The organism is Methanobacterium sp. (assembly GCA_016222945.1).
GTDB lineage: Archaea > Methanobacteriota > Methanobacteria > Methanobacteriales > Methanobacteriaceae > Methanobacterium_D.
In genome coordinates this window covers 491,532-513,532 of sequence record JACRPY010000004.1, presented here as the reverse complement: position 1 = coordinate 513,532, position 22,001 = coordinate 491,532, and the positions used below count along the sequence as shown (strand labels likewise).

Annotated in this window: 21 protein-coding genes; 16 read left to right on the top strand and 5 right to left on the bottom strand. The window is 30.3% G+C overall.

The window, feature by feature from the left end:
• Positions 1 to 19 precede the first annotated feature (19 nt).
• Both HZC47_08470 and HZC47_08465 read right to left on the bottom strand, forming a co-directional pair.
• Positions 20 to 514: a class III signal peptide-containing protein gene (locus HZC47_08470; protein ID MBI5680912.1), complete on the bottom strand. Its 495-nt coding sequence runs from the start codon at positions 512 to 514 to the stop codon at positions 20 to 22.
• A 55-nt stretch (positions 515 to 569) separates the two neighbouring features.
• On the bottom strand, positions 570 to 1,010 hold the full coding sequence (locus HZC47_08465) for a hypothetical protein (protein ID MBI5680911.1): 441 nt from the start codon (positions 1,008 to 1,010) through the stop codon (positions 570 to 572).
• 116 nt (positions 1,011 to 1,126) lie between these two features.
• Here HZC47_08465 and HZC47_08460 point away from each other — a divergent pair, with 116 nt between their 5' ends.
• Entirely contained in the window at positions 1,127 to 1,639 is a 513-nt protein-coding gene (locus HZC47_08460; protein ID MBI5680910.1) for a methyl CoM reductase subunit C, read from the top strand.
• 35 nt (positions 1,640 to 1,674) lie between these two features.
• Positions 1,675 to 1,920, top strand: coding sequence for a DUF131 domain-containing protein (locus HZC47_08455; protein ID MBI5680909.1), 246 nt, complete (start codon positions 1,675 to 1,677; stop codon positions 1,918 to 1,920).
• A gap of 63 nt (positions 1,921 to 1,983) precedes the next feature.
• Here the strand turns inward: HZC47_08455 and galE are convergent, their stop codons facing one another.
• Entirely contained in the window at positions 1,984 to 2,955 is a 972-nt protein-coding gene (gene galE, locus HZC47_08450; protein MBI5680908.1) for a UDP-glucose 4-epimerase GalE, read from the bottom strand.
• A gap of 470 nt (positions 2,956 to 3,425) precedes the next feature.
• Between galE and HZC47_08445 the strand changes: the two genes are divergently transcribed.
• The gene (locus tag HZC47_08445; GenBank protein MBI5680907.1) at positions 3,426 to 4,076 is read left to right on the top strand and encodes a hypothetical protein; all 651 of its coding nucleotides are present in this window, start codon (positions 3,426 to 3,428) and stop codon (positions 4,074 to 4,076) included.
• Positions 4,077 to 4,588: 512 nt separating this feature from the next.
• Positions 4,589 to 5,182, top strand: a complete 594-nt coding sequence (locus HZC47_08440; GenBank protein ID MBI5680906.1) for a hypothetical protein — start codon at positions 4,589 to 4,591, stop codon at positions 5,180 to 5,182.
• Between the two features lie 172 nt (positions 5,183 to 5,354).
• Here the strand turns inward: HZC47_08440 and HZC47_08435 are convergent, their stop codons facing one another.
• Positions 5,355 to 5,816: a hypothetical protein gene (locus tag HZC47_08435; protein MBI5680905.1), complete on the bottom strand. Its 462-nt coding sequence runs from the start codon at positions 5,814 to 5,816 to the stop codon at positions 5,355 to 5,357.
• Positions 5,817 to 6,060: 244 nt separating this feature from the next.
• On the opposite strand from HZC47_08435, the gene HZC47_08430 reads away from it, so the two are divergent.
• Genes HZC47_08430 through HZC47_08415 form a run of 4 tightly spaced genes read left to right on the top strand, consistent with a single transcriptional unit; the run spans position 6,061 to position 12,568 of the window.
• Positions 6,061 to 7,170 carry a DNA double-strand break repair nuclease NurA gene (locus HZC47_08430; protein ID MBI5680904.1) on the top strand — a complete coding sequence of 370 codons (1,110 nt, stop codon included), beginning with the start codon at positions 6,061 to 6,063 and terminating at the stop codon, positions 7,168 to 7,170.
• 18 nt (positions 7,171 to 7,188) lie between these two features.
• On the top strand, positions 7,189 to 8,841 hold the full coding sequence (locus tag HZC47_08425; GenBank protein MBI5680903.1) for an ATP-binding protein: 1,653 nt from the start codon (positions 7,189 to 7,191) through the stop codon (positions 8,839 to 8,841).
• A gap of 6 nt (positions 8,842 to 8,847) precedes the next feature.
• A complete protein-coding gene (locus tag HZC47_08420; GenBank protein ID MBI5680902.1) occupies positions 8,848 to 10,116 on the top strand; it encodes an exonuclease SbcCD subunit D in 1,269 nt (422 codons plus the stop codon).
• 1 nt (position 10,117) lies between these two features.
• The gene (locus tag HZC47_08415; GenBank protein ID MBI5680901.1) at positions 10,118 to 12,568 is read left to right on the top strand and encodes an SMC family ATPase; all 2,451 of its coding nucleotides are present in this window, start codon (positions 10,118 to 10,120) and stop codon (positions 12,566 to 12,568) included.
• 13 nt (positions 12,569 to 12,581) lie between these two features.
• Here HZC47_08415 and HZC47_08410 read toward each other — a convergent pair whose 3' ends face one another.
• Positions 12,582 to 13,976, bottom strand: coding sequence for an MFS transporter (locus tag HZC47_08410; GenBank protein MBI5680900.1), 1,395 nt, complete (start codon positions 13,974 to 13,976; stop codon positions 12,582 to 12,584).
• 305 nt (positions 13,977 to 14,281) lie between these two features.
• On the opposite strand from HZC47_08410, the gene HZC47_08405 reads away from it, so the two are divergent.
• From HZC47_08405 to HZC47_08370, 8 genes are all read left to right on the top strand, one after another.
• A complete protein-coding gene (locus HZC47_08405) occupies positions 14,282 to 14,866 on the top strand; it encodes a rubrerythrin family protein (GenBank protein MBI5680899.1) in 585 nt (194 codons plus the stop codon).
• 15 nt (positions 14,867 to 14,881) lie between these two features.
• Complete coding sequence (locus HZC47_08400; protein ID MBI5680898.1) at positions 14,882 to 15,268, top strand: desulfoferrodoxin; 387 nt, start codon at positions 14,882 to 14,884, stop codon at positions 15,266 to 15,268.
• A gap of 50 nt (positions 15,269 to 15,318) precedes the next feature.
• Positions 15,319 to 15,588: a hypothetical protein gene (locus HZC47_08395; protein MBI5680897.1), complete on the top strand. Its 270-nt coding sequence runs from the start codon at positions 15,319 to 15,321 to the stop codon at positions 15,586 to 15,588.
• A 210-nt stretch (positions 15,589 to 15,798) separates the two neighbouring features.
• A complete protein-coding gene (locus HZC47_08390) occupies positions 15,799 to 16,260 on the top strand; it encodes a hypothetical protein (protein ID MBI5680896.1) in 462 nt (153 codons plus the stop codon).
• A gap of 777 nt (positions 16,261 to 17,037) precedes the next feature.
• Positions 17,038 to 17,382 (top strand): DUF241 domain-containing protein, encoded by a 345-nt coding sequence (locus HZC47_08385; GenBank protein ID MBI5680895.1) that lies wholly within the window; start codon positions 17,038 to 17,040, stop codon positions 17,380 to 17,382.
• A 91-nt stretch (positions 17,383 to 17,473) separates the two neighbouring features.
• Entirely contained in the window at positions 17,474 to 18,991 is a 1,518-nt protein-coding gene (locus HZC47_08380; GenBank protein ID MBI5680894.1) for a GAF domain-containing protein, read from the top strand.
• A gap of 195 nt (positions 18,992 to 19,186) precedes the next feature.
• Complete coding sequence (locus tag HZC47_08375; protein ID MBI5680893.1) at positions 19,187 to 19,678, top strand: hypothetical protein; 492 nt, start codon at positions 19,187 to 19,189, stop codon at positions 19,676 to 19,678.
• A 111-nt stretch (positions 19,679 to 19,789) separates the two neighbouring features.
• Positions 19,790 to 21,973: a DHH family phosphoesterase gene (locus tag HZC47_08370; protein MBI5680892.1), complete on the top strand. Its 2,184-nt coding sequence runs from the start codon at positions 19,790 to 19,792 to the stop codon at positions 21,971 to 21,973.
• Positions 21,974 to 22,001: the final 28 nt, after the last annotated feature.

Here is a 22,001-nt window from a genome sequence, read left to right as displayed (position 1 = left end):
TTTTAGATTTTTGGAAAATTCACGTCCATTTTACATCAGCAGTGGTAAAAACATATCTATTAGAAAAAGCAGGATTAAAAACTTTATTTGTTAGATTTGAGGTTCCAAAAGACTCGCATATACTTTTTCTTACATAAAAATTCACACGATCTCCTAATGCATTCTTGTCACTTTTAGTATTGACACTGGGGGCTGAAGCAGTTATTTGAAGCTGAATTTTTGTTTTATTATATGTATTATTTGACCCATAATTTACATAGTTAATATTGATTATTTTTACATTGCTTTGGCTTAAAAGCCTTGGATGTTTGCTTGTGTAATCATCAAATGTTTCTTTGGGATAAACAGCAAAACTATTTAAGTTAGCTCCTTCTATCGCTCCACTTCGTGCAGCAGCCATAGCTTGAGTTATTTCATTTTCCCCTCCAAAAAAAGAAGCAATACACACAATAATTAATATAATCACGGCTATTACAAGAATAAATTCTAATGATATCTGACCTTTATTATCCATAAATCAATATATCAAACTTAATATTTATATACTTATTTTTCATAAAGTATTTTAATTAAGTTTCAGTTATAATTATCCAGTTATTTCCATCTTCATCTGCTACGTTTTTTATCAAGTATTTCCTGTTGTTATGCATGCAAATGCTTGTTTCTTTAAATAAATCACTACTTGAGAATTTATTGGGAGCAACATAAGCCTTACCTATCATTCCATCAATTAAAACGAATACTCCAGATGAATTTATCTTTATTTCATAATTTTTGTCCGTAATATTAGCAGGTAAACTAATATTTGCTGAATGACCATTTCCACCAGAATAAACATTGTTTATAATTTCAGCAACGTTTTCTGCTATCATTCTGGCTTTTCCTGTTTCTTCAGTTTTAGATACAGCATCTAACCGTTCAGTAATAATGGTTAAAATACTCCCAATCACCATTAATATTAAAATAGATGCAAATATAAGGTCACTGGTTATTATCCCTCGACTATCCATAATTTTAATATATTATTAATAATATATAAATAAAATGTAACATCATTATTTAAATATCCAATTAAAGACAGAAATATATCAAATGATTCAATTGGTGATATTTAAAAAATGCTTAAATGGTTCCTATGTATGAAATCTTACATTTTCGTGGTGGTGTATACAGATTTGATGAACTAAAAGAACTTGTAGAAGATACAGGAGGAATAGTATTCAGCATGGATCATTTTGACATAATTCGGGGCGATTCATATCTATCAACCGAGGTCCATGTTCTATTAATGGTGCCTGAAAATGAGTTAAATGCAGTGGATTCGTTAATAAGTGAAATAAAAGGTTCACGTGATGATATCAACATTACAGACAAACAAAAAGATTTACTTTTATCCTACCTTTCAATATATGATGTTTTAAATAAAACAGGGACATGGACAAAAAAGGAGGATTTAAAGGAGCTAATTATCTGCCCGTGTTTCGCAATGCTTTGTAAAAACAGTGGTGATGATGAATGTCAGTTAAATAACAAATTTGATGAAATACTGGAAGAAATGTGTTTAAACGGAGTTATAGAAAAGCAGATTTTGGATGAAAAAATTGAATACCGACTTAAAAAAGAGATTAAATCCAAATAATCATTATATTTATAAAAATAGTTAAGATGATGAATATGGATACCAACACATTGATTATATCAGGAATTATCATTATTTTCGTTGGTGTGGTACTGGTATTTGTGGGAACAGCATTACAGTCATCACAAAAAACTGGTGAAGTTCATACGGGCGGTATTATTATGATAGGGCCTATTCCTATCATATTTGGCAATGATAAAAGCTTAATTTTTATGGGAGTGGTATTTGCGATAATTATTATGGTAGCTTGGTACATTTTGTTTTATAGGGCAACATCTTAATTAAATTGACAAAAAATATTTAAAAAAGAAAAAACTGTTTTTTATAATTTAAAAACAATATTATTATTTATTTACTTCTTTATGCCAGTTCCAGGCAGTTTCTATAATCTTTGAGAGATCATGATACTCTGGTTTCCATTTTAATATTTCCATAGCTTTTTTAGAGCTACCAATGAGAGTTGGAGGGTCACCAGATCTTCGAGGAGCTTCTGTGGCTTTTATTTCTTTGCCTGTGATTTTTCGAGCTTCTTCAATAACTTCTTTTACAGAAAAACCATTTCCATTTCCAAGATTAAAAACATCACTTTTTCCACCATTTTGAAGATATTCAAGGGCCAGTATGTGGGCATCAGCTAAATCAGTCACATGAATATAATCTCTGATGCAGGTACCATCAGGAGTATCGTAATCTGTTCCAAATATCTTTATATCTTCTCTTTTTCCATCTGCAGCATCTAAAATGAGGGGTATTAAATGAGTTTCAGGGTCATGCATTTCCCCTATTTTACAGTCAGGATCAGCTCCTGCTGCATTAAAATACCTAAGTGAGGCATATTTTAATCCATAAGCATGACTATAATCTTTTAAGACTTGTTCAATAATTAATTTACCCCTTCCATAAGGATTTATAGGATTTTGAGGATGATTTTCAGTTATAGGAATTTCAACAGGATCTCCATATGTGGCGCATGTTGATGAGAAAACAAAGTGTTTAACATCTTCTTCAAGCATCACCTGAAGCAAATTCAACGTGTTTTTAACATTATTTAGGTAATATTTTTGTGGATCTTCAACAGATTCACCTACATAGGTAAAAGCAGCAAAATGCATCACTGCTTCAATGTCATATTTTTTAAAAACATTTCTTATTTCATCTATATTTCCTAAATCTCCCTGCTCGAAAGTTCCCCATTTTACAAAATTTCTATGTCCATAGCTTAAATTGTCAAATACTATGGTTTCATATCCTTTTTCATTGATTTTTTTGTTTAAATGGGATCCTATGTATCCTGCTCCACCGACAATAAGTATCATTATTTTTATCTCCATTTTAAATTTTTAGTAAAAAACATGATTATCATAATTATTTTCCGTATTTTTAATATTGCTAACTTGTATTTGAAAATATTTAATTTAGATAGGTTTTATTAACTTATTCTCTGGGGAAATGATTTATATAAATTATATGCTATCAATATGACTTTTTTAAAAAACAAAGTTATATACAGTTATATGGGTTAATTTTAATTTTATGAGGGTTATAGGTTTAAATTAGGGTGAAATTTAAGATATTCATTATGTTGCGTTTCTTGGCTGTGTTATAATAAATTTCAATATAAGGGTACATTTTAAAAAAGCATTCATGAGGGTTATTTTTGTAAAATAATGTTTAATAGGACCATATTTAATAGAAATAAGATCAAAGACTCCTTATCAAAAATTTGTTATAAAAATATCTTTTTAAAGAGCTTTAAATCTAATAAAAGATTATAATAACTCTTTATTTGAGAAATAAAACCACAATCTTTATATATGTCCGTACTATAACTAAGTACTTCAAAATGTCCCTATGTAATATTTATTTAAACAGGGGACACGGAGGCGGTATAATTACGTGGAAATCAAAGAGTGCGTTAATATTGGTTTTAGCCATAGCAATGTCAGTTTTCCCTTCAGTAGGAGCAGCGGAAAGCCAAAATACTTCTTCAAACACGCAAATAATTTTAAGCGATAAAAGCGTTTTAGAAGTAAATGCAGCTAAAAAATCTAAAGTTAAAAAAAGTTATAAATATAAAAAAACGAGCTACAAAAAAGTTAAAGCAGCATACAAGTACAAAAAGTCCAGATATAAATATAAAAAAGTGAAAGCGAGTAGTATAGTGCAGGGTAATCCTCAAATTGTCCCTCAAACAGTATCTGCAAATGCTAAATGTTCTTGTAGCTTACATACAGATTATAATGTCCATACAGGTACATGGGTTAATTATTGCCCTTACTGTAATAAATATGGAACTATAAGCTACACAAACGGGCAGGGATGTCCTGAAGGAATGTTTTATTGTGATAGAAATAAAGGCGGCTGTGATGCTGACTATTGTATTGTTCACGGTAAATCACATACTTATAGTGGCTCTAAATATTTAACACCAGCTTAAGAAACCTAAATTAATGCAAAGAATTGGTTTCTATTTTCTTTATTTTTATTTAAATTAAATAATTTGTAAATATTGTATTAACAGTTATTTTCACATAAAAAATTGAGTATTTTCTTCTTTTTTAAAATAAAATGTTTAATATTCTTATTTTTATATAATGGATTACATCATAAAATTAAAAGCTCGTTTATAATATAATAACTAAAAAAAGAGCTTTAAATCGTCGTGTTTTAAGAAAATATTGTTTTAATACAGTATAACTTATTAAAAAGCAGATTAGAGCAAATTGATCATGGGTTTTTTATTAAAATACCACTAAATATGGCGTTAAATTTTGAAAAAAAGAATATATGGGCTTATTTTTTAAAAAAGTATATAATAAGATTTATATGTAATATACAAAAGATGTATTAACAGCCCAAAATGTCCTAATTTTACATATTTAATGCATTGGACAAGGAGGCGGTATTATTAAGCGACAATCTGCATGCGCACTGCTACTTGTATTAGGCATGGTTGTATGTATTTTCCCTTTAGTTGGAGGGACAGAAAACCAAGTTGCACCCAATAGTAATGATAAAATTGGTTTAAACGAAAATAAACTGAATGTAAATGCAGGGGCATCCATAAAAACAATTAAATCATCAAAGAAGAAAGTAAAAGCAAAGAAAGTCACTAAAAAAGTAAAAGCTGCTACAAAATACAAGGTAAAAGTAAGATACAAATACAAAGGTAAGTGGAGAACTAAATGGGTTTACAAATATGTGCAGACATATACTCCAGTTTACACACCACCAAGCTCAACACCAAGTACACCGAAATACAATCCAGTGGAAGGAAATCCTGTAATAACACCAGATACTGTATCTGCAGATGGAAAATGTTCATGTAGTTTATACACAGATTACAACATTCACCATGGAACATATGTAAATTATTGTCCTCATTGCACTAAGTACCATACATTAAGCTACACAAACCAGCAGGGATGTCCAGAAGGAATGTTTTACTGTGATATGGGTAAAGGCGGCTGTGATGCTGACTACTGCATAGTTCATGGTAAAGAACATGTTAATGGTGATCCTAAATATTTAACACCTGCATAATTTGAAAATAAAAGTTCAAAATTGAGCTTTTAACTTTTTTTTAATTTTTATTTATTTTGAGAATTAATCTCTATTTAAATTCATGTTTTCATAATTGTAAAAGAGTTAAATAACAGTATTTTGAAAAAAAATCGGGATTAATCGTTAAAATAATTTAATAGAATATAAATGATTACAATGAGTAATATTCACCGTCATTTAGTTGAATTTTTTTTATTAAACCTTTATTTTCAAGTCCAATGACTAAATGATACATTTGAAGATTACTTAATTTTAAATCACCATAAAGCAAGTTTCCCTCTAAAATATGTCTGGATACTATACCTTTATCTCCTGCTAAACTTTGGATAATCTTGAATGCTTTACCTTCACTTTGGTTAAGATCCTCTTTTATAACCTCTTTTCGGGATTTTACAACATTAATTTCATTTTCAACTCTTTGAATTTTGATATAATTGTCAATTTTAGAAATGAGTCCTTTATTTTCAAGATTATTTAGTATATCTTTAAGATCAGTTTCAGATATATCTAAATTCAATTTTAAAATGTTATATGGTACGCCATCACTATATTCTGCTTTTAAATATTTGATCTGGTTTAAAATGAGATTCTCTTTTTTAGTGATTGTAATCATAAGAAAGGATTTGGATTCTCTTTTACTTATTTTTAACTGATAATGATTAAACAAAAATTAATTTTTACCAAAGATATGGTTAAAAATAGGCACATAACAATTTTGAACAATCTTAAAAATGTTATTATTGCGTTTTTAAAATTCTCTTTGAATACTAATGTAAATAAGGGAAAAGGCTAAAAATATAAGTACTACTCATAACATTAAAGAACAATTAATTAATATAAAAAAGAGTGACTTCATCATGAAGAGCATAAAAGAAATTGCTGAAATTTTGAGTTTAGATTTATCTGAAAGGGAATTGGGAGATCCTTATTTCAGTGATTCTGATTACCAGTCATATCCCTTAAATAAAAAAAATTTCCATCAAATTAATTCAGCTAACTCCAATAGAAAAATTGCATTCGTTGATGGGGGAAACCAGGAAATATTACCTTCTCCAATTTACTCAGTGCAATTAAACCGTATATATTTCAGTATATTTAAAAATAATAAACGATTTTTACTCCAATCTGGAATTCCTCAAAGAATTGATTTTCTTTCATATACTTCTTCTAAATTGGAGGATAAAAATATCTTTTTTGAAACAAAAATAAGGCCAGTTAAGGATAAATTCAACGAATTTTTACCTGATGAAAGAGATCTTTATACTAAGGCCCGAGAAGAAAATGTAGATGCAGGAACACAAGCAGGAATGGATAGAATGGCATCAATGGCTCGAAGATTCGCAGAATGGAAAATTGCCGAGAAAGTCATAGATTTAGAGCTTGAATCAGGAGATATCATCTTAAGAGACGGATCTTTGCAAACAGGTCATCAAAATGAATATAAATATGTGGAAAAAGCTTTTAGGAAAGCGATGGAGAAAGATGTGATTTTCACGGGGTTGTCTAAAACATGTAGATTAACTACTGATACTCAAGTTTCTCTTATTGATTCTATTCAAAGATTGGTAGAAGATTCAAATATTAAATACGATAAATGGTGTTATTATCCTGTGGCGCGGAGTAAAGAAAAGAATCGTGAGCATAATGCAGTTATCATGGTTGTGAAATTGAATAAACATGCCCATACAGCATTTAGATTTGAAATATTTAAAGAACAAGCAGATACTATGAGTGAAAAAGAAATATTTGAAATAGTTTCATGTATTGCTGATTATTCCAGAGATATTAAAGTTCCGGGCTATCCTTATGGCCTCATTGAGGCGGATTTATGGGCAAGAGTTAAAAATGAAGAGATGGAAGGTTATAAAACTAAATTATATTCTGAACTTTCAAGGATGGGGCTTTGGTCAAGAACCAATCCTCTTATTAAAATTATTAACACTCATGAAAAGTTGGATGGACAATAACGTTGGGGGCAGGCGTAGATGAACAAAAGAGGTCAGATTATAGGCGGCGGATTGAAAGATATTATTATCAGAGAAAAAACTGGTGAAAATTTAGAATTAGGTGAACTTTTAATTGTTGAAAGCGCATCTAAAGCAGCAAATAAAAATATAAGGGATTATTCTATTCTTCAAATTAAAGATATTGAATATCGAAGTCAAGCTCCCCAATCAACTCATGAACTTCTTTCAGGAATGGAATTAGAAGGATATAATCCTGATTTAGGGTTTATGGAACCTGAATTGACTAATTATGTGTTGGGTAGAGCTAAATCTCTGCTCCATGTTCAAGAAAATAATAATGAAAATGAAAAAGATAAAAAACCAGGATACATCACTAAAAGCCCTAAAAGATTACCTGATTTTTTTAGTCCTATTAGATCTATAGAAAAGTCTGATTTGAAATTTTTAGAACCTGAGAATATTGAAAATTCAATTTATTTAGGAGATCTCAGGAGTGGTTCAACTACAAAAGAAGATGTTAAAGTATACATTGATTTAATCAAATCTTTAACACATCACATCTTAATACCCGCAACTACTGGTCGAGGAAAGAGTAATTTAGTTAGGGTAATGCTTTGGAGTATTTTAGATTCAGAAGGCGCAGGAATACTGGTTTTAGATCCTCACAATGAATATTACGGGGATAATGTGAGAAAAGGGCTACGTAATCATCCTAAAAAAGATGAAAAGTTAGAATATTATTCTCCAGATAGTAATAATGAGAGTGCACAAACATTAGCCATAAATATTAAAAAAATAAGGCCTAATCATTTTAGTGGAATAGGTGGATTCTCTTCTGCTCAAAAAGAAGCCATGAGAATGTTTTATAATAAATATGGTGAAAATTGGATAAAAGAAGTTGCAAAAGGAAAAGATAAGCAAACTCTTAAAATGTTAGGTATTAATGAAACTACTGCAGATGTTTTAAAGAGAAAAATTGAAACTAAGCTTGGAATTTGTTCTATTTCAGATATATATTATCCTGACGGGAAATGCACATATAAAAGCAATCTGTTTATAGGTGGCGATTCAGGCTTATCCACAATTAATGACATTATTGAAGCTCTTGAAAATGGAAAAATAGTGATTATTGACAGTTCAAAGCTGAGCGACTTTGAAGAACTGTTTGTAGGAAGTATCATATCTAGCAATATTTTCAACAGATATAAAAGGTATAATTCGGTTGATTTAAAATCCAAGCCTGTGATTAGTATCGTGATTGAAGAAGCTCCGAGGGTTTTAGGAAAGGATGCTTTAGAAAGCCATGGAGGAAACAATATTTATGGTACGATAGCTAGAGAAGGAAGAAAATTCAAAATAGGTTTAATTGCAATTACCCAGTTATCAAGTGTTATTCCACGGCCAATTTTAGCTAATATGAATACAAAGATTATTTTAGGAAATGAAATGTCTCTTGAAAGGTCAGCTATAATAGATAGTGCGTCCCAAGACCTTTCTGATGATAATAGGATAATTGCAAGTTTAGATAAGGGTGAAGCCATAGTAAGCAGTGTTTTCACAAGATTTGCTATTCCAATATACACTCCTGAATTTGAAAAATTTGTTGATGAATATATACAAAAAATGCCCAAAGAACCTGAAATAGAGGGTGAAACAGAACTTATAGGTTGATATGACATGTACAAATTTGCTCATCTTGCTGATTGCCATTTAGGTGCTCAAAAATACCCTGAATTAAAAAAATTAGAAATAAATGCATTTAAACAATGTTTAGATGTATGTTTAGAAGAAAAAGTTGATTTTATAATTATTGCTGGTGATTTGTTCCATTCAAATCTTCCAGACATGGGTGTTGTTAAAGAAGCTGTAGGAAAATTAAAACAAGTAAAAGAGAAAGGCATTACTGTTTATATTAATTATGGTAGCCATGATTTCAGCCCTAATGAAACATCTATTATTGATGTAATAACTGAAAGCGGATTATTGAAAAAACTATTTGATGCCAGGGTTATTAAAGATGATTTTGGAGAAGAAAAGATTAAATTAAATTTTACAACTGATGAAAAAACTAATGCTAAGTTAACAGGTATATCTGGGCGGAAAATGGGTATTGATGATACTTATTATAGTATGTTAGATAGGAGAAGTCTTGAAAATGAAGAAGGATTTAAAATATTCGTTTTTCACACTGCAATAAAGACTTTGTTACCTGATTTTTTATCTAAAATGGATGGTATTGATATTAAATTATTGCCTAAAAATTTTGATTACTATGCTGGCGGGCACATACACAAACAGATATGTGAAAATAAGTTTGAAAACCATGGGGTTGTCGCTTATTCTGGGCCTCCTTTTGCTGGATATCCTAAAGATTTAGAAATGAATGCTAAAGGAGAAAAAAGAGGTTTTTTTATTGTGGAATTTGATGAAAAAATATCTAATGTTAAATTTCACGAATTAAACATTGCTAAATATGAATTTATGCAATTTGAAGCCAATCATAAAAATTCTAATCAATTATATGAAGAAATACTATCTAAAATAAAAAAGAAATCATTAGATGATAAAATAGTTATTATAAAGGTCAAAGGAGAATTATCAGGAGGTAAAACATCTGATATTAATTTTTATGAGATTAGGCGAATTATAAGGGAAGCGGGAGCTATTCATGTTAGTATTAATCATCATGGCCTTGTTTCTAAAGAATTTTCAGAAATTAGGGTTAAAGGTGAAACTACAGCAGAGATAGAGGAAAATTTGCTCCTGGAAAATGTTAGTAACATAGAAGTGATGCAGAAACAATTGAATGGCCGTAGTGGTGCACAAATTGCCTTAGAACTGATGAAAACCATAAGACAAAGCCCAAAACCTAATGAAAAGAAATTAGATTATCATAATAGAATTTTAAATGAATCATTAGAAGTATTAGATTTGGAGAGTAATTAAAATGATTTTTAAGACACTTTCCATGACTAATATAAGGAGCTACAAAAACCATAAACCAATAGAATTCCCTATGGGAACCTCTTTATTTGAAGGAGATATTGGTTCTGGGAAATCTACAATATTAATGGCAATTGAATTTGCTCTTTTTGGTCTTGGAAACCAAAAAGGTGATTCAATACTTCGTAAAGGCTCTAAAAATGGATCAGTACTTTTAGAATTCATGGTGGGAAATAATAATTATCAAATTAGAAGAACTCTTATAAGAAATGAAAAGGATGGCTCTGTAAGGCAAGATAAGGGTCTTTTAGGTATTAATGGTAAAAAAATTCATTTATCAGCTTCAGAAATCAAGGAAAAAGTTTTAGATATTCTTAATTTTAAAGAACCACTTAATCCAAGAGCCCAAAGCGTGATATTTAGATATGCAGTTTATACTCCTCAAGAAGAGATGAAATATATACTATCTCAAAAACCAGATGATAGACTTCAAACTTTAAGAAAAGCCTTTGGAATAGAAGATTATAAAATCGCAGCAGAAAATGCAAATTTAATATCTCGGTCAATAAAAGATAAAGTTATTGAATTAAAGGCTAAAACAGCAGATTTAGATGAAAAAAAGCAGGATTTGTTTATTTTAAAAGGAAAATTAGAAGAAAATGAAAATAAGCTGGCCAAATTCAAAGTTAGTAAAGAAGAACTTGAAAAACTACTTAAAGAGCAAAATGAAGCACTTGAAAAGTTACAAGAGTCAGAACTGGAACTAAAAAAAATACAGGCTGAAATTCCTCATTTAAAAAAGCAAATAAAAGATAAAGAAGAGTTATCAATCAAATATCAAGATGAAATTAAAAATGCAGAAGAAGAAAATAGGCTGAAATTTATCTTACAAATTGAAAAGATTGAAAAGATTAAAAAGCCAACTAATGAAACTGAAGAGGATCTAAGTGGTAAATTAGCTGCAATTAAAAAGATCGTCAAAGATCGTGACAGTTTAACCTCTAATTTAGTTATGTTAAATGATAATAGGCAATCCTTCGAAAATGAGCTTGGAAATGAGAAAAAAAAAGTTTCTAAAGACCTTCAGAATGAACAAGAATCATTAAAACTTAAAATAGAAGAACAATCCAATTTAGTGGATTCCCATAAAGAACAGTTGCAAATAGTTTCTAAAAAGATATACAAGTTAGAGGCTAAAAAATCAGATATCACTGAAAAATTGGAAAATTTAGATGGTTTAGGGGATTTATGTCCTATTTGCGGTAGTACATTAAATGAAGAACATAAAAAGAATTTGAAGACTGAAAGCGACACAAGTATTAGAAAAATTGATTCTGAAAACCGAATGTTAAGTCATGTTGAAGAAAAAGGAAAAGAAGAATTAAAGCAGTATGAAAAAGAATTAAAAAATCTTGAAAATAATTTAAATGATTTGAAATTCCTTACAGAAAAAGTATCAAATTTAGAAAAGGTGAAAAATAAAATTATTTCTATAAAAGAAAAAATAAGCAGCCTTGATATAAATTTAGAATCAATAACGGAATATCACACTGATTTTGATGAAATCGAGGATTATATAAATCATTTTGAAGTTTTAATGGATAAACTTAAAGAATATAATAGAAGCCAAAAAGAATTGGAAAACATTAAATATCAACTTAAAAAAAATCTTGCTAAAATAAAATTGAATAAAGAGTCTATCAATGTTCTTACTAATGAAATCAATGATTTAAAACAGGATTTATCTAAATTTGAAGAAAAATCAGCAGAATTAGCAAATGTTCCACCTAAAATTGTTGAATCAAAATTGGAATATGAAAAGACAGTTTCCCAAATGCAATTAATCAAAGAAAATATGGCTTCAGCTAAAACTTTAATGGAAAAATTGCTTGAGGACATATCAAAAGTTAGAGATGAGATAGCGAGAAAGGAAAGTCTCACTAAACAGTTGAGTAAGTGCAATGATTATCATATTTGGGTTAATGACTACTTGATTCCAACACTCAGCTTGATAGAAAAACATGTGATGCAAAAAAGGTTTGAGGAGTTTAATGATAATTTCCAAAAATGGTTTAACATTCTAATTGAAGATACTTCCAAAAATGCAAAAATTGATGAAGAATTCACCCCAATTGTAGAACAAGATGGGTTTGAACAAGATATTAATTATTTAAGTGGTGGTGAAAAGACCAGTGTGGCTTTAGCTTACCGTTTAGCTTTAAATAATGTAGTTCAGCACGTTTCTACAGGAATGAAATCCAATTTATTAATATTGGATGAACCAACTGATGGATTTAGCAGAGAACAATTATACAAAGTTAGAGAAATTTTAAATGAACTGAAATGCCCTCAAGTTATTCTTGTTTCCCATGAAAGAGAGCTAGGAAGTTTTGCAGACAATGTTTTCAAAGTGGAAAAAATCGACGGTTATTCCACAGTATCCAAACAGAACTAACCGTATTTTGGTTTTAATCTGTTTTTTCTATTTTTTTCTTTTTTCCAGCCATAGATATAAAAATTCCTATAAAACAAAGTATTGTAAACACTGTAAATGCTAGTTGTATACTCCCTAAAAGATCAGGGATGTTATCTGCAGTTATCATTACTTTTCCAATAATTAATGAGAGTATAAGGATGGCTATTCCCATGCTTAATGTCTGCCCAATAAGTCGCATTGTACTTACAGTTGCTGATGCAATTCCTACAAACCTTCTTTCCACAGATCCCATGATGGCATTAGTGTTTGGTGATGAAAATAAGCCAAATCCACAGCCCAGAATAATTAATCCTAATATTATGAACAATATGCTGGTGCTCATATCTAAGAAGATGAAAAATGATAATCCGATAGTGGTTAATCCCATCCCAATACTGGCAATTATCCTTGGTTCGTACTTATCTGAAAGTTTCCCAGCAACAGGCGCTAAAACAGCCATGATAACTGGCTGTGCTACCAGGATAAAGCCTGCAGTTTGTGGATCTAAACCTTTTATATACTGCAAATATAAACTCAGGAAAAATACCACTGCAAATGTGGCCATGTAGTTGATTAAAGCAGCTAAGCTTGAAAATGCGAAAGTTGTATTTTTAAAGAGTCTCATGTTAAAAACAGGCACTTTTACTTTTAATTCCAGCATAACAAATGCTGCAAGACCTACTGCACCTATTATTATCATTATAATTCCAATTATTCCTGGAAGTTCTGAAAATCCAAACATAAATGTCAATAAAGCTAAACTGTAGAGTATTGTACTGGGAACATCGAATTTTTCTCCTTGACATGCTGCCCATTCTCCCTTTAATTTCCAGAATATTAGGGCTATAACCATGATTCCAATGGGTACCATTAAATAAAAGAGACTTCTCCATCCAAAATATTGTGTTAAAATTCCACCAAGAGCAGGTCCAAGCGAAAGACCTATGTACACAGCACCAATGGTGAAACCTATTGCTTTACCTCTTTCATGGGGAGGATAAACAGATGTTACAATTGCAAGGCCTGTAACAAAAATCATAGCAGACCCTATTCCTTGAACTACTCTAAAAGCTATTAAATAAACTGCTGAAGGTGCTATTGCAGAGAGTAGAGATGAAATAGTAAAAATTATCATTCCGTAGGTGAAAACCTTTTTCATACCATAAATATCTGCAATTCGTCCAAAAGGAACTGCAAATATGGCGGCTGCTAACAAAAATGCTGTTGGCACCCAGCCTAACAGGACAGCATTGGTTAAAAATTCATTTCCTATAGATGGAAGCGCTATGTTAATAGCTGATCCCATAAATGGGGTCAAAAATGAAGCGATTATTGCAATTATTAAAGCTGGTATCTTAGCATTGGTATTATCGTTATTATTTTCCATAAAATTCACCGGAAAAAGATTATTAAGATAAATTTGAGTTCAAATTAAATATTGTTACCATGATAAATAAATAATTTCGGATATAATGGAATAAATTAGGTTTTTGAAGTTTATTAGCAAATTTCATAAAAAGAGAATTGGGAAATAAAGAATTTCATAAATTTTTAGTTGATACAATTAATGAATATGTGAAAAAGGCAGATTTTAACTGATCTTCATATTAAATGATGTTTGAGCTATTTACGGTTTTCAATTGACCATAAAAATTTATAAACTTGAAGTTACAAATAAACTAATGTGATATTATGCAAAAAACCATAGAAAATTTGGCAAAAGCGTTTATTGGTGAAAGTCAGGCAAGAAATAGGTACACAATGTACTCAAAAGCTGCTAAAAAGGAAGGATATGTTCAGCTTTCAAATATTTTCCTGATTACTGCAGATAATGAAAGAGAGCACGCTAAATGGTTAATGAAAATGATTAATGAGCTAAAAGCTGAAACTAACCAGGAAATAGATGAAATTATGGTTGAAGCTGCAGCACCGACAATCTATGGAACAACTGTAGAAAATCTTAAAGCAGCAATTGCAGGAGAACAATACGAAAATTCAGAGATGTATCCTGAATTTGCTGATACTGCAGAAGCAGAAGGGTTAATGGACGTAGCAGACAGATTAAGGGCAATTGGACATGCAGAAGTTCATCATGAAGATAGATACACCAGAATATTAGAACAGATAGAAGCTGGAACTTTATTAAAGAAAGAAAAAGATTTAGAGTGGAACTGCAGTAAGTGTGGCTACATATTTTACGGAAATGAACCTCCAGAAAAATGTCCATCATGCGATCATCCAACAAAATACTTTGAAGTAAGATCTGAAGAATATTAAAAGGAGTTTGAAAAAATGACTGAAAATAAACAGGTTTACAGATGTAATATTTGTGGAAATATAGTGGAAGTTATGCATGCTGGTGGAGGAAGTCTTGTATGCTGTGGTCAGCTAATGGAATTACTTGAAGAAAAAACTGAGGATACAGGGTTTGAAAAACATGTTCCAGTTATTGAAAAGACTGCTAATGGGTTAAAAGTCAAAGTTGGTTCAATTCCACATCCAATGGAGGAAAATCACTTTATTGAGTGGATTGAAGTTTTGGTTGATAACTGTGCTTACATTAAATCATTAAAACCGGGTGATGAACCGCAAGCTGAATTTGAGATTAAAATTGATGATACCAGCAAAATCAGTGCCAGAGAATATTGTAGTATTCATGGTTTGTGGAAATCAGTATAAATCAAAAAATACTATTTAGATATTCATTTTTTTTTATTCATGGGGTTATTATGGATCTTTTTAAATCTTTATTTTTGAGCGTTATATCTGTAATCTTCGCGGGTTTTTGCATTTATAGTTATAAAATAAGTAAAGAATTTGAAAAATTAGAGAAGAAAAGCAAGGAACCTAGAAAAGTAAAGATGACACATACAGTAGAAATTATGGCAGCTGTTAAACCTGCTATAAATGATATTATTAAGGAAATAATGCTTAGATCCATATATAAACTTAATAAAAATGAGTATTTAAATACTTCTAAATATTTCTTTTTTTCATAAATTTTTGATTACTTTTCCATATTCTATTTTAAATTGTTTTAAGCATACATCGCGATAGTAATCACATACACTAATTAAAAATTTTTTGTGTATGTGATAACAACTACTCATCAAAGTGAAAATGGATTTACTTATTGTTAAAAAAAAATGGGTATATTTTTCATTTTTAAGCTCCTAAAATATTAGGAAAAACTAAATGAGGTGAAATGTATGGGAGATTATGATTTTTGGACAAGTGGATTGAATGTGAAAGATCAAGCAGGCATATCTCAGCTATTACACTTTGGATGGGGAGCTGAGGCTACAGGAAAATTTTATAATAAAGATCTCAGTGGATGGTTTCAATTAGCTATTCCTACTCCAACACAAATAGACAATGATGATCATGTAGAGTTACGAGATGCTTTTATTTATATAAAAAGAGAAGGAAACGCAGAAATTACAAGAGTAGATCTTTGGGATGGTCCCAATCAAATATATATAGACCAAAATAGAGTTAGAAAAATTAACCAACAATATGGAAAACAGTGGATTGAGATTGATCTCCCAGATATTGAGATTAACTTTGGCATAGTAATTAGTATGCTTGTAAAATTTCCAAAAACTGTAGGTCCTAAATGGGAAAATGCTAAAATTACATTTTATGGAGCTGGAATAAGATTCAATGAATAAATAAAATTTTTATTAACTTTTTTTATACAATACAAATATTATGGGAGATTATAGTGAGCGGAATTACAAAAAATATTAAATTAAATAGGGGGGAGGATAAAACATGGCTGAAGAAAAAAGAGAATGCGAATTATGCCACCATATAGGGCGTGTAAACGTAATCGAAGCTTTAGGAACTAAAGAAAAGTTTTGGGACTGCCCCGCATGTGGAAGGAGGAATATATCAGAGAGCTAACTAATTTTATTTTTTTATTTAAAGTGAATTGCTGTTCTAAATGGCTGTAAAACTCTAAGAATAAGTTTTTATATTTTTCCAATATCTTAGCTTTTTCTAAAGACTCCTCTTTAGGAGTACGTGTGGATGGACGATGATCAGGGAATGTAATTATTAGCCCAACTATTAATTATTCTGTGGATTTATTATAATCTGTTTCTATGGTCATGGAATGGTCTGTATCAATTTCTAAATTAAATGAATTTAGTTTTGGCTTAATAAAGTCATGTTTTTATTTAGTAACTTTGTCGTCTTTATATCTAAAAAGAATATCTGTGGCAAAATGCTTTGTTTTACTTAATACTTTAAAATCTACATATTTTATCATAATATCAGCTCCACAGATATGTTCACGTATACAGGTAATAATCTTTACTGCACAATAGCTAATTTTTTAAGATTGTTTATTTTTTATTATTTTATATTTTGAATCATTACTTTTCTGATGCTCTAACAATCCAGTTATAACATTAATTCACTTGATATATAGTCAGGTGATTAAATTGGATGTTGTAGATGCAAGGGTTCGTAAATGTAAGGATATCACAGTAATAATGGATAAAAAGATGAGGCAACGCCAAATAGTACATGATAAATATTTAATCCATTTAGATAGGAATAATCCTTTTGAAGTTGATGAATTCGTGAAAATCACTCGTAAAAATGACTTTGAAAAACTAAAGGCCATCTTGAAAACGCTGAAAAATGAAAGAAATCAATTAAAAGCCCAGATCAACGAACTGCAAGTGAAATTAAGATTACAGGAAGAATATATTGAAAAACTGGAAACAGGAACAGATAATGTATCTGGAAGTAAAAAAGGATTATTTAAAAGTTTAATTAATTAGAAAAACTCTCAGAATTATTTTACGAAATTTTATGGATAAAAATTTATTATATAAGCATAAATAATTAAGTGTAGATTTGGAAGGGAATGGAATGCCGCTGGTGTTGGATCCGATATATTTAGCAAATCTAATACTTAGTTTAATCATTGTTGTAATTGGATTTGCAACTTATAAAATAAATAAAAATTTAATTGCACTTTATATTGCCTTAGCCTTCTTGCTATTTGGAATTTCTCATTTTTTCTTTTTAGTAGGTCTAAAAGGTCCATTAGAACAATATCTGGTCATAATTAGAATAATTGCATACATACTGATTATTTACGGATTATACAGAAGTTGGGGACAAGTTAAAACTCAAATAACAAAACTTTCAAATAAGAATAAACAATTAAAAATAGAAATAATAGAACGTGAAAGGGCAGAAGAAAAAATACTGCATTTAAATTCAATTTTGATATCAATAAGTAATATTAATCAACTTATAGTGAAAGAAAAAGATCCAGAAACTCTTTTAAAGAAAGTATGCGAAATTTTATTTAAAACAAGAGATTTCCATTACGTATGGATTGGTAAAGTTGAAAAAAATAGTTTTAAACTAAAACCTGTAGCATCAGAAGGTATTAGTGAGGATAATCTAAAATTTTTTAATGTTACAGGGAATAATCCAGTTACAGGAGAAACTCCAATTGAAATGGCAATAAAAACAGGTAAAACTCAAGTCAATCCTAGCACTGCGGATAATGCTCACCAAGAATCTAATGATAAGGGCGATATAAATGATTGCAATACTTCTTACATTGCTTTACCTATATTTTCAGGAGTTAAAATTTATGGGGTTCTAAACATCTGTTCTGAACATAAAGAACCTTTTGATAGTAATGAAGTAACATTACTGGGTAAGTTAGTTGAAGATATTGGATTTGCACTTCACAATATTAAAATTGAAGCCCAACATAAAATTGCAGAAGAAAAAATAAAAAAATCACTGGAAGAAAAGGAAGTACTACTTAAAGAAATACATCACAGAGTTAAAAATAACATGCAAATAGTTTCAAGCTTACTTAGACTGCAATCAAGGTATATAGATGATAAAAAGACATTTGAGCTTTTTAGAGACAGTCAAAACCGTGTAAAAACAATGTCTCTTGTCCATGAAAAACTGTACCAATCAGAAGATTTATCGGTAATTGATTTTGAAGAATACATAAAAAGCCTTATAAATGACCTTTTCCGTTCATATGGAATTACTAGAGGGATTATACTTCCTCAGGTTAGTGCAGATAATATATCCTTCGATGTTAGCACGGCAATTCCATGTGGCCTTATCATTAATGAGATTGTAACTAATTCTATAAAACATGCATTCCCTAATGGAAAAAAAGGTACTATAACTGTTGATTTACATTCCAATGGGGATGATTCATATGTTTTAACTGTCAGTGACGATGGTATTGGATTTCCAGAGGATATTGACTATAAAAACACGAAATCACTTGGTTTGCATTTAGTTATGGCCCTAACAGATCAAATACATGGTAACATAGAAATGGTAAAAAATAAGGGTACAAAATTTAAAATAACATTTAATACTGGTAATAAAGTTAAATAATCAAAAATAAAATGAATATTTAACTTGATAAATATTAATATCTAATTTTATAAAGCTATAACTTAAATTAATTATATAATAAATTAAAGATAACATTTTAAAGTTGAGGAAACCGTAGGTTTCCAAACATTTAAAATCATAAGATTTTAAAGTGTTAAAATTAGATGTTTATTAATCAATGTTCACGTGAAAAATATGAAAAACACAGTTATCCCTTTAATTCTAATCATGCTTGTTGTAGCTTTATCTGGATGTATTCAATCAGATTTAAGTAAAATAAATGGACTTTCCTCAACAATCAATGACCATCTTAAAAAAGGAGACGATTATTACAACAATGCAGCATCAGATTTAAATAAATATTCATTAGATAGTGCGACCACAAACTGTAATAATGCAATTACAGAATTTAATTCATCAAAAAATTCAGCACAAGAAGCTTTAAATTATGCTCAAGCCACTAAAGATACGGTTTTTGTAGGTTATATGCAAAATTTGATGGTAGAAATAGATTCAAAGCTTAATGCTACATTAGAATTAAAGCAAGCTATTCCCTATTTCCAGCAAAAGAATAATAACACTGGTAACCCTCATGTGCAGCTTGCAAATCAGTTTATGGACAAAGCAATGGAATATAAGGATAAAAAGAACAGTATAGTAAAGCAGAACCCAACTAAATTTAAATGAAATATAAATAAAAGATAAATAATTGATAAATTATTAGATAATTCTTATTTTTGAGTTGAAGAAAATACATAGTATTTTCTGAACCCAAATTCGAAAAATTTGAGGTATATTATGAATAAAATTTGTTTAGAATGTAAAGGAAAGGGACATAAAGTCATAAGTTATAAAATTTGCGAAGCATGCCATGGAAGTTGCTTTAAAGACCAGGTAGATGTAAAAAAACATGTTAAAGGCATTTCAAGCGGTGCAATGGAACGATTTGATTTAAATGAAGAACAAGAAGTTCCATGTGGTGTATGTAAAGGAAAAGGCGAAATAGAAGTCACTGAAAAATGTGTTGTATGTGAAGGAAAAGGTGAAATGAACCAGTGCAAAAAATGCGGTAAGAAAATAGAATCAGGAGACTACTGCAAAGACTGTGAAGTTCAAAACAAAGTCTATATTTTGCACCCAGCATGTGATATAAACGATCTTGAACGAGGTGCAGATTATAAAGGAAAAGTCACAAGGGTTGAAGACTGGGGAATATTTGTAAGCCTTTCAAAAAAATTATTTGGATTACTTAGAGGTCGAATGCTAGGATATGATGTTGGCGATGACCTTTTAGTTAAAGTAATAGACATTAAAAAAGGTAAAGGCGGGAAAGATGAAGTTGACCTTGTTAAATCAAATATAAAAGGAGAATATGAGTTAGTTAAGCTTAGAAAAAACATTGCAAGGAGCCTTATAGGTGAAATAACTACAAACTATGTTAAAAGAACTGTTAGAATTGTAGGGGAAGTAATTCAAATTCAACAGACTTCAGGACCAACCATATTCACAATATCAGATGAAACATCTACAACATGGGCTGCAGCCTTTGATGAACCTGGAATCAGAGTATATCCACATATAAGCATCGGAAACATAGTGGAAGTCCTCGGTGAAGTGAATATTCACAGTGGAAAAATACAGATAGAATCAGAATCTATTGAAAAACTGCATGGAAAAGAATCAATTGATGCAAGAAGATTAATTGATGAAGCAATAGACAAAAAAGCAGAACCTGAAACCACAGAGCTAATGATTGAAAGTGAAGTCCTTAATAAACTTCAAGAAAGGATGAGATTAGCTGCAAAAGCCATAAGAAGGGCTATTTTTGATGGAAGATCAGTTCTGGTAAGACACCATGCAGATGCAGATGGAATATGTGCAGGAGTAGCCATAGAAAAAGCAGTAGTACCTCTTATAAGAGATATAAATCCTGGAAGTGATGCTGAATGGCATTTTTTTAAAAGAGCGCCAAGTAAAGCACCATTCTATGAAATTGAGGATGTTGTAAAAGATTTATCATTTGCACTTGAAGATAGGGAAAGACACGGTCAAAAATTACCATTAATAGTTTTATTAGACAATGGATCAACAGAGGAGGATGTTTTAGCTCTTATAAAAGCTAAAATTTATGATATAGAAATTGTAGTTATAGATCATCATTATCCTGGCGAAGTAGTTGATGAAAGAGTGGTTGTAGACGATTATGTGGATGTGCATGTAAATCCTTATCTTGTAGGTGGTAATTCAGAAATAACAGCAGGTGCACTTGCATTTGAAGTTGCAAAAATGATAAATCCTGAAGTTAAAGAGCAATTAATGCATTTACCTGGAATTGCAGCTGTAGGTGATCATGCAAGCTCTGATGAAGCTCAAAAATATATAGAAATTTCAGATTTTAAAGGTTACGATAGGGAAGATCTTGAAAAAATAGCCACATGTGTAGACTTTGAAGCGTTTTATCTGAGATTTATGAATGGTAGGGGAATAATGGACACAATTCTTGGCATTGGAAACCGGGATAAACATTCAAAACTCATTGAAGCACTTTACAAGGAATCTCAAAAGAGAGTTAAAAACCAGCTTAGAGCTGCTCTTCCTAACCTTAAAACCCAGAAATTACCAAATGGTGTGATATTTAACGTGTTAGATGTTGAAAAATTTGCTTTTAAATTCACATATCCTGCACCAGGTAAAACCACAGGTTATGTGCATGATACAATGGTTAAAAAATATGGTGAAGAAACCCCAATAGTAACTCTTTCTTACGGGCCTGATTTTGGAGTAATAAGGGCTACAGATGCTGTAAATGAAATGTTTGGATTCAATTTAAACACAATAATTATAAAACTTGATGGAGAAATTCCAGAAGCAGGAATAGATGGTGGAGGACATGAATGTGCAGGATCCCTTAAATTTGTAGAGGGATTATCTAAAAAGGTTCTGGGAACATTCGCAGAAGAAATTGCAATGCTTGGAAAATAATTATTTTAAAGAAGGATTATCAAAAAAA